This is a genomic window from Rathayibacter sp. AY1D2 (assembly GCF_002932695.1).
Lineage (GTDB): Bacteria > Actinomycetota > Actinomycetes > Actinomycetales > Microbacteriaceae > Rathayibacter.
Genome location: NZ_PSVX01000043.1, coordinates 1 through 13649 on the forward strand (window position 1 = coordinate 1; position 13649 = coordinate 13649).

The following is a 13649-nucleotide window of genomic DNA, read 5'->3' on the forward strand; positions in this document are numbered from 1 at the left end:
GGGTCGCGGGAGGGACGGCCCGGTCGTGCACGATGCGCCAGTCGTAGTCGCGCCAGCTGGTCGCCTTCTGCAGCGAGCGGCGGATCGCGACCGCGACGGCCTCGGGCGTGAAGCCGAGCAGGACCGCGTCGGCCGGGAGCGCCTGCCGGATGGCGGCGGCGATGGACTTCGCGTCCGTCTCGGCCGGGAGGCCCACGACCGCGCGGTCGATGTCGTCGAGGGCCGTGTCGGGCTCGAGGAAGAAGTCGCCCGCCAGGCGGAACCCGGCGAACCTCCCGTCGACCACGTCGAGGTCGACGACCACGAGCTTTCCGCCGGGGACCTTGTACTCGCCATGCATGACGCCAGCCTAGGCGCGAGCCGGGGCGGGGAAGCGCTCGCCCAGCCACTCCACGAGATCGGCCGTGACCTCGGCCCGGTTGAGCTCCTGGAACAGCTCGTGCCGCGCCTCCGGGTACACCCGCACCGAGACGTCCGTGTACCCGGCCCGCCGCCGGTAGGCCTGGGCGAGCGCGCGCACCGACCGCTCGCCGCCGAGGGTGTCGTCGGCGCCCACGACCAGCAGCAGGGGCAGTGGATGCTCGGGCCCGCGCTTCGGGCGGCCGACCAGCCGCAGGGTCTCGACCAGCCCGATCCGCTTCGCGAGCGGCGTGGTGAAGGTGAGGGGGTCGTCGTGGAACCGCTGCCAGACCTCCGGGTCGCGGGAGAGCCACTCGAGGCCGAGACCGCCGGCGACGCGGTGCCGCTTCGCCAGGTCGCCCGCGTTCATGTGCCCGGGGAGGCGGTAGGCCGTGCCGCTCAGCACGAGCGCGGCGTAGACGCCGGAGTGGTGGTCGACGATCCGCTGCGCCATGAGCGACCCCCAGGAGTGGCCGAGCAGCACGATCGGCACTCCCGGGCTCTCCTCCGCGAGCAGCTCCGTCAGCCGGAGGATCGCCGCCTCGGTCGCGCGCAGGCCGCCCGGCCCCAGCAGTCCGAGCCGGGAGGAGTCGCCGCCGTGCTGCTCGAGGCCGGTCCGGCCGTGCCCGCGGTGGTCGTCCGCCGCGACCGCGTACCCGGCGGCGACCAGCGCCTCCGCCAGCTCGACGTAGCGCCCCGAGTGCTCGCCGACCCCGTGGGCCAGCTGCACGATCGCGCGGGGCGAGGGGTGCGGCCACCAGCGGTAGTGGATGACGACGCCGGAGGCGTCCTGGAAGGTCCTGTCGACAGCGGCGCCGGTCATGGTGACCAGTGTGGCGCTCCGGCCGCTGGGCGCGAGGGACGCGCGGAGAACTGAGAAGATACTCACGATCCATCGGCGGGCACCCTGCTCGCTACGGTGCCTCGCTACCTTTTCCCTTGACGAGCGACCCCCGCGACCGTCCCCCGACCCCCCTTCACGAGCGAGGCCAGCCCCTTCATGACCGTATCGCCCCTGATCTGGACCCTGACGATCGTCTTCATCGTCCTGCTCCTGCTCTTCGACTTCTTCTTCCACGTCCGGAAGGCCCACGAGCCCACGCTGAAGGAGTCGTCTATCTGGTCGGCGCTCTACGTCGGCATCGCCGTGCTCTTCGGGCTCGGCGTCCTCGTCTTCGGCGGAGCGACGCCCGGATCGGAGTACTTCGCGGGGTACATCACCGAGAAGGCCCTCTCGGTCGACAACCTGTTCGTCTTCCTCATCATCATGGCGAGCTTCAAGGTGCCCCGCGCCGACCAGCAGAAGGTGCTCCTCTTCGGCATCGTCTTCGCGCTGATCGCCCGCACCGGCTTCATCTTCCTCGGCGCCGCACTGATCAACTCGTTCGCCTGGGTCTTCTACATCTTCGGCCTGATCCTGCTGCTGACCGCGTTCAACCTGGTCAAGCCGGGCGACGACCACTCCAGCGACAACGTGATGGTGCGCCTGGCCAAGCGGATCTTCAAGACGAGCGACCAGTACGACGGCGACAAGTTCTACACGCACATCGACGGCAAGAAGGTCCTCACGCCGATGATCCTCGTCATGGCGGCGATCGGCGGAACGGACATCCTGTTCGCCCTCGACAGCGTGCCGGCGATCTTCGGCCTCACCAGCGACGTGTACCTCGTCTTCACGGCGACCGCGTTCTCGCTGCTGGGCCTGCGCCAGCTGTACTTCCTCATCGACGGCCTGCTCGACCGCCTCGTCTACCTCAGCATCGGCCTCGCCGCGATCCTCGCCTTCATCGGCGTGAAGCTGATCCTGCACGCGCTCCACGAGAACAACCTGCCGTTCATCAACAACGGCGAGCACGTGGAGGTCTTCGAGATCGGCACCGGACTGTCGCTCTCGGTCATCATCGGCGTCCTCGTGATCACGGTGATCGCCTCCCTCGTCAGCCCCAAGGGCCGCCGCATGGCCGCCGAGGCCGCCGAGCGCCGCCGCGTGGCCGAGGCCGCGGGCGCGGACGTCGACGCGACGCACTGAGTCGTCCTGTGCGCCGCGGAGCGGCGCACCGCGGTCGGCTCTCCTAGGCGGTCGATTTCCCGAGAGCGGGTCCCGACCGCCTACGACGATCCGCTGACACGCGGATCGCCCGTTCGACGGGCCGTCTCGTGCGCCGCAGGGCGGCGCACCGCAGTCGGCTCCCACGGGCGGTCGGGTTCCCGAGAGCGGGTCCCGACCGCCTAGGAGGATCCGCTGACACGCGGATCCCCCGTTCGGCTCGACCGAGCACCGCACGCCGGTGCTCCGCAGTCAGCTCCCCTAGGCGCTCAGGTCCCCGAGAGCGGGTCCCGACCGCCGAGAACGTCCCGCCGGCTCGAGCGCGGACTCCGCTCGCGGAGGGTCAGCGGGCGCGGTAGCGGTGCTCCGGACGGCCGGTGGTGCCGTAGCTGAGGGTCATCTCGACGAGGCCGCGGCCCGCGAGACCCGAGAGGTAGCGCTGGGCGGTGGCGCGCGAGATGCCGGCGCGCTCGGCCACCTCGAGGGCCGACAGCTCGGCGCCCGACTCGGCCAGGCGCGCCAGGACGAGCTGCTCGGTCGCCGAGCGCGAGGGCTGCGCGGCGGTCGCGTCGCCCGAGTGAAGGATGCGCAGCGCCCGCTCCACCGCCTCCTGATCGGCCGCGCGGTCCTCCCGCAGCACGTTCCGGAACCGCACGTACGCGTCGAGGCGCTCGCCGAGCAGGCGCGCCTCGAACGGCTTGATGAGGTACCCGAGCGCTCCCGCGTGCAGGGCGCGCCGCACCGTCGCCCCGTCGGAGGCGGCGCTCACGACGAACGCGTCGGTGTCGAGCTCGCGGAGCAGCGCGATCCCGCTCTGATCCGGCAGGTGCACGTCGAGCAGCAGCAGATCGGGCGCGTGCTCGGCGACGGCCGCCCGCGCCGCGCGCGCCGTGTGCACCGGAGGAAGGGCCGTCAGCCCCTGCCGCGCCTCGACCAGGTCCGCATGCAGCTGCGCGACCCGGAAGTCGTCGTCCACCACCAGCACCGTGCGCTCCCGCGCCGTGTCCGCGCTCATGACCCGTCCCCGTCCTGCTCCGGCGGCCGCACCGCTCCGGGGAGGCGCGCGCACAGCACGGCCCCCGACTCCGCTCCGCCGGCGTCCGCCAGCCAGACCTCGCCGCCGCGCCGGGCGGCCACCTCGCGGCACAGCGGCAGGCCGAAGCCCCGGCCGTGCACGCGGCCGTCGTCCTCGACGGGGTCGCCCGCGCCGGCCCGGTCGAACAGCGAGTCCGGATCGAGCACTCCGTCGCCGGAATCGGCGACCGTCACGAAGAGCGCGTCGCCGTCGTCGAGCAGCTCGACCTCGACGAAGCGCACGTCGCGCCGCCCCTCGACCGCCGCGCGCACCGCGTTGTCCACCAGGTTCCCGACCACCGTGGCGACGTCCTCCGGCTCGACGACGGTGCCGCGCACCAGCGTCTCCTCGCCGAGCGTCAGCAGCACGCCGCGCTCGGCCGCCTCGATCCCCTTCGCCCCGACGAGCGCCTGGAGGTACGGCTCCTGCAGCCGGTCGGCGTGCTGCACCGGGTACTTGAGCGGGCCGCGGGTCAGCACCTCGTCGAGGTAGTCGCGCGCCGACGCGGTCCGCCCCGCATCCAGCAGGCCCGCGACCACGTGCAAGCGGTTGGCGAACTCGTGCCGCTGCACCCGGAGCGCGTTGGTCATCGCGCCGACCGCGTCGAGGCGCCGGCTCAGCGCGGCGAGGTCGGTGCGGTCGCGCAGCACCACCACCACGCCCAGGTCGCGGTCGCCGCGGGTCACCCGGCGGATGTCGACGTAGACGATGCGGGAGCGGACGACGAAGCCCTCCTCGCCTCCGGGGCGGGGCGGCTCGACGGAGTGAAGCGCGGCGCCGATCGCGTCGGCCAGCGGAACGGGCAGGTCGAGCTCCGCGAGCGGCCGCCCGTGCAGCGCCCGCCCGGTCGGGTCGTCGGAGCCGAGGATCGCGGCGGCCCGCGCATTGCAGACGCCGACGCGCCCGTCGCGGTCGAGCGCGAGCACGCCCTCGTCGACCCCGTCGAGCACGGCGGCCTGGTCCTGCACGAGCGAGGTGAGCTCCTCCGGGGCGAGGCCGAGCGTCAGGCGCAGCAGGCGGCGGCGGATGAAGACGGAGGCGACGGCGGCGAGCACCAGCCCGGCGAGCGCCGCGGCGAGGACGCCGAGCAGCGCGGTCGGCAGGTCGGTGAAGACGCTGGAGCGTGCGAAGCCGATGCTGACCTCGCCGACGACCCGCTGCTCCCCCGCGGCGAAGACCGGGACCTTCGCCCGTGCCGACTCGCCGAGCGTGCCGGTGCCCCACGAGACGCTCTCGCGCCCGGCGAGCGCCTCGTCGGGGCTGGTCGAGACCCGCTCGCCGAGGCGGTCCTCGTCGGGGTGGGCGAGGCGGATGCCCTGGTCGTCGGTGATCACGACGAAGAGCGCGCCGGTGCGCTGCTCGACGGCGGCGGCGACGTCCTCGAGCGGTCCGCCGCGCAGCTCCGAGGCGGCGGGCGCGCCGGGCACCGCGGAGGACGCGGCGACCGCGTCCTGCACGTCGGGGTCCTCGGCGACGGTGCGGGCGATGGCGAGCGCCGTGCCCTCCGCCTCGCCGCGCAGCTGCTGGACGCTGAGCGCGGTGACGAGCCCCGCGCAGACCAGCACGGCGGCCGACACCGTGGCGAGCTGCAGGACCAGGACGTGGGTCGCGAAGCGCATCGGGGCCTCCTCGCCGTCGTCGTGCGCAGAATGCGCAGAAGCCACACTATGCGCAGATGTCGCCGTAATGAGCGATACCCCGGCGCCGGACGCGGAGCTGCCTAGGGTTTCCACCATCTCCCGGCCGGCTCTCCCGCCGAGCGCGGGCGGAGGCACTGGACGAAGGAGTCGGCTGTGTTGGTAGTACTCGGTTTCACCATGATCCTGGCCTTCATGGCCCTGATCATGACCAAGCGGCTGACGCCGATGGTCGCCCTGATCGTCGTGCCGACGATCTTCGGCCTCTTCGCGGGCGCCGGCCTCGGCATCGGCGACATGGTCCTCGAGGCGATCGGCAGCCTCGCGCCCACGGCCGCGCTGCTGATGTTCGCGATCATGTACTTCGGGATCATGATCGACGTCGGGCTCTTCGACCCGCTGATCCGCTTCATCGTCCGCGCGCTCGGCGACGACCCGGCGAAGGTCGTGCTCGGCACGGCGCTGCTCGCCGGCGCGGTCTCGCTCGACGGCGACGGCTCGACCACCTTCATCGTCACCACCGCCGCGATGCTCCCGATCTACCTGCGCCTGGGGATGAACCCGGTCGTGCTGACCTGCGTCGCGGGCCTGGCCAACGGCACGCTCAACATCGTCCCCTGGGGCGGACCGACGGTGCGCGCCGCCGCGGCCCTCCAGGTCTCGCCGAGCGAGATCTTCGTGCCGATGCTCCCCTCGCTCGCGGTGGGCCTGGTCGTCACGCTCGTCTTCGCCTGGTTCCTCGGGCTCGGCGAGCGCCGCCGCCTCGGCTCGCTCGCGCTGGCCGAGCCGATGCTCGAGCAGGAGCTCGTCGGCGCCGGCCGCGGCTCCTCCTCCCGCTCGGGCGGCGCCCGCACCGGCGGCCTCGCGGCGCTGACCGGGGGCATCCGCACCGTCGCCCGGGAGCGCTTCTCCTTCCTCCGCGGCCCTCAGGCCCTGCGCGGAGCCCAGGTGGCGGTCGCCGCCCGCGTGCAGGCCGACGACGCCGACACCGCGATGGCCGACACGATGCTCGACCCCGAGCGCGAGACGCTGCGCCCGAAGCTGATCTGGGTGAACCTGGTCCTGACCCTCGCGGTGATGACGCTGCTGGTGGCCGACATCCTGCCGCTGCCCTACGTGTTCATGGTCGGCTCCGCGGTCGCCCTCCTGATCAACTTCCCGAAGATGAAGGACCAGGCGGCCGAGATCGTCAAGCACGCGCCGAGCATCGTGGGCGTCGTGTCGATGGTGCTGGCGGCCGGCGTGCTGATCGGCGTCCTCAACGGCACCGGCATGGTCGACGCCATGGCGGAGTGGGTCGTCGCGGTGATCCCGCCGGCGCTCGGACCGTTCCTCGCCGTGATCACCGGCGTGCTCAGCATCCCGATGACCTTCTTCATGTCGAACGACGCGTTCTACTACGGCATCCTCCCCGTGCTCTCCGAGAGCGCGGCGAACTACGGCATCTCGCCGGTCGAGATGGCGCGCGCCTCCATCACCGGGCAGCCGGTGCACCTCCAGAGCCCGCTGGTCCCGGCGATCCTCCTGCTCGTCTCCCTCGCCGCGGTGAACCTCGGCGACCACCACCGCAAGGTGCTGTGGCGAGCGGTCGTCGTCTCGCTGGTCATGCTCGCCGTCGGCGTGCTGGTCGGCTCGATCCCCTTCGGCTGAGGTCGGCGGAGCGGAGCGCCGAGCGATCGGAACGAGGACGGGACCTTCTGCTGCGGCGGGGGTCCCGTCCTCGTTCCGCGGCTCGGTCCCGCAGCCCGCGCTAGCGCAGCAGCGGCGCCAGGTTCTCGGTCCAGACGTCGGAGCCGACCTTGAGGATGAGGGCGCCGACCACGACGAGGAACGCGACCCGGATGAAGCGGCTGCCACGAGCGACGGCCATCCGCGAGCCGAGGTACGCGCCCGCCACGTTGGCGGCGCCCATCAGGAGGCCCAGCAGCCAGATCACGTGCCCGCCCGGCACGAAGTAGAGCAGGGCGCCGAGGTTGGTCGCGACGTTGACGATCTTCGCCTTGGCGCTGGCGAGCAGGAAGTCGTAGCCCAGCGCGGTGATCAGGGCGATGATCAGGAAGGTGCCGGTGCCCGGTCCGATCAGGCCGTCGTAGAAGCCGATCAGGAGTCCCAGCACGGCCGCGGTGACGAGGTGGCGCCGGCCCGCGTGCTTGAGCACCGTGACGCTGCCCAGTGCCGGGCGGGCGATCGTCACGACGGCGACCACGATCAGCGCGACGACGATGATCGGCTTGAACACCGCGGCCGGGAGGAGGCCGGCGAGCGTCGCGCCTCCGTAGCTGCCCGCGAGGGCGACCGCCGCCATCGGCAGTGCGGTGCGCAGATCGGGCTTCGCGCGCCGGTAGTAGGTGATCGCGCTGGTGGTCGTGCCGAAGATCGAGGCCAGCTTGTTCGTGGCGAGCGCCTGCACGGGCGAGATCCCCGGCACGAGGAGCAGGGCGGGGAGCTGGAGGAGTCCGCCGCCGCCCACGACCGCGTCGATCCAGCCGGCCGCGAAGGCGGCGAGGATCATCAGCGCGAGGACGGGGAGTCCGAGATCCTCTGTGAAGGTCAGCATCGGTCGGAAGCGTACGCGAGCACCGCGACCCCCTCGACCTCGGAGGCCGGGCCGCCCTAGGGTCGGCGGCATGCGATTCGGACTCTTCATCCCCCAGGGCTGGCGCCACGACCTCGTCGGCGTCCCGGCCGCCGACCAGTGGCGCACCATGAGCGACCTCGCCCGGCACGCCGACGACGGCGCCTGGGAGTCGATCTGGGTCTACGACCACTTCCACACCGTCCCGCAGGTGACGGAGGAGGCGACGCACGAGGCGTGGTCGCTGATGAGCGCGTTCGGCGCCACCACGTCGCGCGTGCGGCTGGGCCAGATGTGCACCTGCATGGGCTACCGGAACCCCGCCTACCTCGCCAAGGTCGCGACGACCGTCGACATCGTCTCGGGCGGGCGGGTCGAGATGGGCATCGGCGGCGGCTGGTACGAGCACGAGTGGCGCGCGTACGGCTACGGCTTCCCGCCGATCGCCGAGCGGCTGGGCCGGCTCGACGAGGGAGTGCAGATCCTGCAGCAGGCCTGGACGACCGGGTCCGCGACCCTCGACGGCCGCTACTACCAGGTGGACGGCGCGCAGAACCGACCGCTGCCCCTGCAGGAGGGCGGCATCCCGCTGTGGGTCGCCGGCGGCGGCGAGAAGGTCACGCTGCGGATCGCGGCCCAGTACGCGCAGTACACGAACTTCGCCGGGACCCCGGAGGCGTTCGACCACAAGAGCTCGGTCCTCCGCGGGCACTGCGAGCGCCTGGGCACCGACTTCTCGGCGATCACCCGGAGCTCGAACTACAACGTCGTGATCGGCGAGACGGAGGCGGAGGTCGAGGCGGCGCTGCAGCGTCTCGAGGAGCGCGTGGTCCCGTACCTCGGCGCGGAGGGAGCGGCGTCCTTCGTCGCCGAGTACCGCAGCCCCGACGCGCTCGCGGTCGGCACTCCCTCGCAGATCGTCGACCGGCTCGCCGGCATGCAGTCGCGCGGGATGGACTACGGCATCCTCTACTTCCCGGACGCCGCCTACGACCGGTCCGGCATCGAGCTGTTCGAGCGCGAGGTGCTGCCGGCGCTCTCCTGAGCGCGGAGCGGCGGGGGCTCCTACGCCTCCCGCCCCCCGCCCGCAAGTCCTTGGGGCGCCCCGGCCCCGCGCCTACGGTCGGAGCATGGACGCACAGGACATCCGCTGGAACGACGAAGCCCGCGACAAGATCCTCGAGGACTCGGACAGGGTCCTCCGCGAGGCGGTGCTCGACCTCGCGACGAGCAAGAAGGGCGAGCCCTGGGAGGACGTGTTCGCGGAGCTGAACGCGCGCCTCAAGGACCGCTTCATCGACTTCGAGCCCGGCCCGGACCTCCGCAAGTACGCCGAGGCCGTCTCCGCCGGGGAGATCGAGACCGGCTCGTGAGCGAGCACGACCGCGACGCCGCGCTCGAGGACGAGATCACCTCGATCCACGCCCTCGGCGAGGGCCGCGTCGGCGAGACGGCCGACCCGGAGGACGAGGACCACGAGCTCTCGCCCGAGCAGGACGCCCGCATCGAGTCCGAGCTGAAGAGCCGGGGCAGCGAGAGCTGATCCCCCCGGTACGCGGAATGCCCGCTCCCCCTCGAGGGAGCGGGCCTTCCGCGTGAGTCGCGACTACGCCGAGAGGGGCTCGTAGTCGGTGTAGCCCTCGGCTCCTCCGCCGTAGACCGTCTCCTGGACGACCTCGTTCTCGGGGTGCCCGCCCTGCCAGCGCTCGACCAGGTCGGGGTTGGCGATCGCCCGGCGGCCGACGGCCACGGCGTCGGCGTGGCCCTCGCTGATCAGCTCGGTCGCCTCCTCGCGGCTGGTCGGCGAGCCGAAGCCGCTGTTGGCGATGAAGACGCCGTCGAAGCGCGAGCGGAGGTCCTGGACCAGCTCGCCGGCGGGCTCGGCGTGCAGGACGCTGAGGTAGGCCAGGCCGAGCGGGGCGAGCCCGTCGACGACGGCCTCGTAGGTGGCGCGCACGTCGTCGCCGTCGGTCTCGACGACGTCCTGGATGTTGTGGGCCGGCGAGAGGCGGATGCCGACGCGGCCCGCTCCGACCTCGTCGACGATCGCGCGGGTGACCTCGAGCGGGAACGCGGCGCGCTCGGCCGGGGTCCCGCCGTACTGGTCGGTGCGCACGTTGGAGACGGGCGAGAGGAACTCGTGCAGCAGGTAGCCGTTGGCGCCGTGCACCTCGACTCCGTCGAAGCCGGCGTCGATCGCGCGGCGGGCGGCGGCGACGAACTCGTCGCGGACGGTCGCCAGCTCCTCGGTGGTCAGCGCGTGCGGCACCGGGAAGGGCTTCTTGCCGGAGGGGGTGTGCACCTCTCCGTCGATGGCGACGGCGCTCGGGGCGACGATGCGGTCGGTGCCGGTGATCTCGGTGTGCGAGACGCGGCCCGCGTTCATCAGCTGCATGACGATACGCCCGCCCGCGGCGTGCACGGCGTCGGCGACGGCGCGCCAGCCCGCGGCCTGCGCGTCGGTCTCGATGCCGGGCTGCCCGGCGTAGCCCTTGGACTCGGCGCTGGGGAAGACGCCCTCGCTGATCAGCAGGCCCATGCTCGCGCGCTGGGCGTAGTACTCGGCGACGATCGCGCCGGGCACGCCCTGCTCGTCGGAGCGCAGTCGCGTCATCGGTGCCAGGACGATGCGGTTGGGGAGGTCGAGGTCGCCGGCGGTGAGGGGGGAGAACGGATCCACGGGATCGCCTTTCTACGGAGCTGTCTCAGGGGGCTGCCCTGAGGGGGGAGGCACGTGCACCTGCGGCGCACTCCGGGCAGCAACCGCGAGCGGAGCACGGTCATTCCTCCTCCCGGCGTTCTCCCATCCCCCGCGCCCCGGGCACGCGGTCGACGGCCTGCCGCCTCCCGACCCCTGCTCGGACACCGGGGCTGTCTACACTCGGGAGGCGACGACGAAGGAGTGTGCGCGATGCCGGCGAGACCCCACCACACCGTGAGCTCCCGGCTGCTGCCGGCGCTCGCGGCCCTCCTGATCGCCGCGGTCCTCGCGCTGGTCCCCGCGACCGCGGCGACGGCCGAATCGCCCGTCTCCTTCTCCTCCTCCACCGTCCTCGACTCGGTCGGGGTGCTGAGCTCCGGAGAGACCGCCGAGATCGAGCAGGCCTCGCGGGCCCTCTACGACCAGCACCGCGTGCAGCTGTTCGTCGCCTTCGTCGACTCCTTCACGGATCCGTCCGACCGCGCCGCGTGGGCGGACGAGACCGCGACCCGCAACGGACTGGGCACCGACGACGTCCTCCTGGCCGTCGCGGTCGACGCCCGTCAGTACCAGGTGTCGGTCGCGCAGGGCTTCGCCCTCGACGACGCGCAGGTCTCCTCGCTCCAGTCCGACGACATCGAGCCGAGGCTCGCCGACGGCGACTGGGCCGGAGCCGCGGTGGCCGCCGCCGACGGGATCGGGCAGCGCCTCGACGCGCCCAGCGCCGGCGAGTCCCTCGGCTCGGGGCTGCTGATCGCGCTCGGCGTGCTCGCGGCCCTCGTCGTCATCGGCCTCGTGGTGCTGCTGCTCGTCCGCCGCGCGCGGAAGCGCCGCGCCCAGGAGGCGGTGGAGGCCTCGATCGACGAGCTCGCCACCCGTGCCGGGTCGGCCCTCGTCCACGCCGACGACGCCGTCCGCACCAGCGAGCAGGAGGTCGGCTTCGCGGAGGCGCAGTTCGGCGCCGACGCGGCCGGCGCGTTCCGCGAGGCGCTCGTCACCGCGAAGCGCCTGCTCGGCGAGGCCTTCAGCCTGCAGCAGCGTCTCGACGACGCCGAGCCGGAGACCGATCAGGAGCGCCGCGACGGCTACCAGCGCATCCTCCAGCTCTGCGCCGACGCCGAGCAGACGCTCGACGAGCGAGCGAGTGCGTTCGAGGAGCTGCGCGACCTCGAGAAGAACGCGCCGCAGGTCGCCGCCGCGCTCTCGGCCCGCGCCGCCGAGGTCGGCGACCGCCTCCCGTCGGCCCGCGCCCGCCTCGCCGAGCTCGCCTCCCGCTACGCACCGACCGCGATCGACGACGTGAGCGACGACGCCGACCAGGCCGAGGACCGACTCCGCTTCACCCGCGACCAGCTCGCCGGCGCCCAGAAGGCGCTGCAGGCCGGCGACTCCGGCCGCGCCGCCGTGCTGCTGCGCGCCGGGCAGCAGGCCGCCGAGCAGGCCTCCGGGCTCGTCGACGCGGTGGCCACGCGCGGTGACGAGCTGCAGAAGGCGGAGGCGTCGCTCGCCGGCCGCATCGCCGAGATCCGCGCCGACGTGGCGCAGGGACGAGCGCTCGCCGCCTCCCAGGACGCGGAGTCCGCGGCCCAGGCGCAGAACGTCGCCGCGGCGGTCGCCTCGACCGAGGCCGCCATCGACGACGTCGAGCGCGCCCTCTCCGTGCGGCCGAACGACCCGCTCGCCCTGCTCGAGGCGCTCACCGCCGCCGACGCCACGATCGACGCCGCCGTCGGCGGGTTCCGCGACGCGCAGGCCCAGCGCGAGCGCGAGCGGGCCGCCCTCGGCGCCGAGCTCACCTCCGCCCGCAGCCGCGTCTCGGCCGCCGAGGACTTCATCGCGGCCCGCCGCGGCGCGGTCGGCTCGGAGGCGCGCACCCGCGTCGCCGAGGCCGCCCGCTCGGCCGAGTACGCCGAGCGCATCGCCGCCACCGACCCCCGCGAGGCTCTCGCCTCCGCCCAGCGCGCTTCGCAGCTCGCCCAGCAGGCGCTCGAGCGGGCGCGGGCCGACGCCGGCTCCTACTCCGCCCCGAACGCCGTCGGCAGCCCCTACGGTGGCGACACGACCGGCGCGTTCCTCGGCGGGATCCTGGTCGAGTCGCTCCTGGGAGGCGGACGCCGCAGCGGCTACCGCTCGGGCGGCTTCGGCGGAGGCGGGTTCAGCGGCGGCTTCGGCGGCGGCGGCTCGTCCCGGCGCTCCGGCGGCGGCGGCTTCGGCGGCGGGCGCAGCAGTGGCGGAGGCGGACGCCGTGGAGGCGGCGGTCGCTTCTGAGCGCCCCCGGGCATCCGCGCACGACCGACGACCACCACCTCCCCCACGACTCCGGCACCACCTCCGACATCCGGCACCACCCACGACGCAAGGAGAGACACCCATGGCTCAGAGACAGTCGATCTTCGGCCGCATCGCGCAGCTCGCGAAGGCCAACATCAACGCGCTCCTCGACCAGGCCGAGGACCCGCAGAAGATGCTCGACCAGATGGTCCGCGACTACACCGACAGCATCCGCGACGCCGAGGCGGCGATCGCCACCACGATCGGCAACCTGCGCCTGCTCGAGGACGACTACCGCGAGGACGTGCAGAACGCCCAGGAGTGGGGCGGCAAGGCCCTCGCCGCGAGCCGCAAGGCCGACGAGCTGCGCACCGGCGGGAGCGCCGGCGACGCCGACAAGTTCGACGCGCTGGCCAAGGTCGCTCTGCAGCGCCAGATCCAGTCCGAGAAGGAGGCGAAGGACGCCGAGCCGACCATCGCCTCGCAGACCGAGGTCGTCGACAAGCTCAAGTCGGGCCTGAACCAGATGCGCGAGAAGCTGCAGCAGCTCTCGAGCAAGCGCGACGAGCTGATCGCACGCTCGAAGACCGTCGAGGCGCAGAGCCAGGTCCAGGACGCCGTGAAGAGCATCGACCTGATGGACCCGACGAGCGAGGTGAGCCGTTTCGAGCAGAAGATCCGCCGCGAGGAGGCGCGCGTCCGCGGCGCGGAGGAGCTCGCCTCCTCGAGCCTGGACGCGCAGTTCGAGTCGCTCGAGGACCTCGGTGAGATGACCGAGGTGGAGGCGCGCCTCGCCGCGCTCAAGTCCGGCCGCCCGCAGGACTCGATCGGCTCCTGAGCCCGTGCGCCTCCGGCGGTCCCGCCGGAGGCGCACTCCCCTTCCCGACACGCGCGGAGCGAAGGCTGGCAATCGCCATGGTGCGGTGCCGCCGCCGTCCCCGTAG

At 73.1% G+C, this 13649-nt stretch carries 12 protein-coding genes and 1 pseudogene; 7 read left to right on the plus strand and 6 right to left on the minus strand.

Annotated elements, in window-relative coordinates:
• Positions 1-340, minus strand: a pseudogene (locus C5D04_RS12090) (lipoate--protein ligase family protein); the annotation flags it as partial.
• Positions 341-349: 9 nt separating this feature from the next.
• Positions 350-1222 (minus strand): alpha/beta fold hydrolase, encoded by an 873-nt coding sequence (locus C5D04_RS12095; protein ID WP_104347764.1) that lies wholly within the window; start codon positions 1220-1222, stop codon positions 350-352.
• Between the two features lie 177 nt (positions 1223-1399).
• Here C5D04_RS12095 and C5D04_RS12100 point away from each other — a divergent pair, with 177 nt between their 5' ends.
• Positions 1400-2428, plus strand: coding sequence for a TerC family protein (locus C5D04_RS12100; protein WP_104223866.1), 1029 nt, complete (start codon positions 1400-1402; stop codon positions 2426-2428).
• Positions 2429-2789: 361 nt separating this feature from the next.
• Here the strand turns inward: C5D04_RS12100 and C5D04_RS12105 are convergent, their stop codons facing one another.
• Positions 2790-3461: a response regulator gene (locus C5D04_RS12105; protein ID WP_104223865.1), complete on the minus strand. Its 672-nt coding sequence runs from the start codon at positions 3459-3461 to the stop codon at positions 2790-2792.
• Positions 3458-5140: a sensor histidine kinase gene (locus tag C5D04_RS12110; RefSeq protein ID WP_104347765.1), complete on the minus strand. Its 1683-nt coding sequence runs from the start codon at positions 5138-5140 to the stop codon at positions 3458-3460. The genes C5D04_RS12105 and C5D04_RS12110 overlap by 4 nt, the downstream gene beginning before the upstream one ends.
• A gap of 198 nt (positions 5141-5338) precedes the next feature.
• Between C5D04_RS12110 and C5D04_RS12115 the strand changes: the two genes are divergently transcribed.
• Positions 5339-6808: a CitMHS family transporter gene (locus tag C5D04_RS12115; RefSeq protein ID WP_104308424.1), complete on the plus strand. Its 1470-nt coding sequence runs from the start codon at positions 5339-5341 to the stop codon at positions 6806-6808.
• Positions 6809-6908: 100 nt separating this feature from the next.
• Here C5D04_RS12115 and C5D04_RS12120 read toward each other — a convergent pair whose 3' ends face one another.
• Positions 6909-7715 (minus strand): TSUP family transporter, encoded by an 807-nt coding sequence (locus C5D04_RS12120; RefSeq protein WP_104223862.1) that lies wholly within the window; start codon positions 7713-7715, stop codon positions 6909-6911.
• Positions 7716-7785: 70 nt separating this feature from the next.
• Between C5D04_RS12120 and C5D04_RS12125 the strand changes: the two genes are divergently transcribed.
• The 3 genes from C5D04_RS12125 to C5D04_RS18275 all read left to right on the plus strand — a co-directional run bounded on the left by C5D04_RS12125 (position 7786) and on the right by C5D04_RS18275 (position 9276).
• Entirely contained in the window at positions 7786-8778 is a 993-nt protein-coding gene (locus C5D04_RS12125; protein ID WP_104223861.1) for an LLM class F420-dependent oxidoreductase, read from the plus strand.
• An 85-nt stretch (positions 8779-8863) separates the two neighbouring features.
• The gene (locus C5D04_RS12130; protein WP_068251275.1) at positions 8864-9106 is read left to right on the plus strand and encodes a hypothetical protein; all 243 of its coding nucleotides are present in this window, start codon (positions 8864-8866) and stop codon (positions 9104-9106) included.
• A complete protein-coding gene (locus C5D04_RS18275) occupies positions 9103-9276 on the plus strand; it encodes a hypothetical protein (RefSeq protein ID WP_181068063.1) in 174 nt (57 codons plus the stop codon). Before C5D04_RS12130 ends, C5D04_RS18275 begins: the two co-directional genes overlap by 4 nt.
• A 63-nt stretch (positions 9277-9339) precedes the next feature.
• Here the strand turns inward: C5D04_RS18275 and C5D04_RS12135 are convergent, their stop codons facing one another.
• Complete coding sequence (locus C5D04_RS12135) at positions 9340-10413, minus strand: alkene reductase (RefSeq protein ID WP_104347766.1); 1074 nt, start codon at positions 10411-10413, stop codon at positions 9340-9342.
• 231 nt (positions 10414-10644) lie between these two features.
• On the opposite strand from C5D04_RS12135, the gene C5D04_RS12140 reads away from it, so the two are divergent.
• The gene (locus tag C5D04_RS12140) at positions 10645-12702 is read left to right on the plus strand and encodes a TPM domain-containing protein (RefSeq protein WP_104347767.1); all 2058 of its coding nucleotides are present in this window, start codon (positions 10645-10647) and stop codon (positions 12700-12702) included.
• Between the two features lie 103 nt (positions 12703-12805).
• Entirely contained in the window at positions 12806-13543 is a 738-nt protein-coding gene (locus C5D04_RS12145; protein ID WP_104223858.1) for a PspA/IM30 family protein, read from the plus strand.
• The last annotated feature ends 106 nt before the right edge of the window (positions 13544-13649 follow it).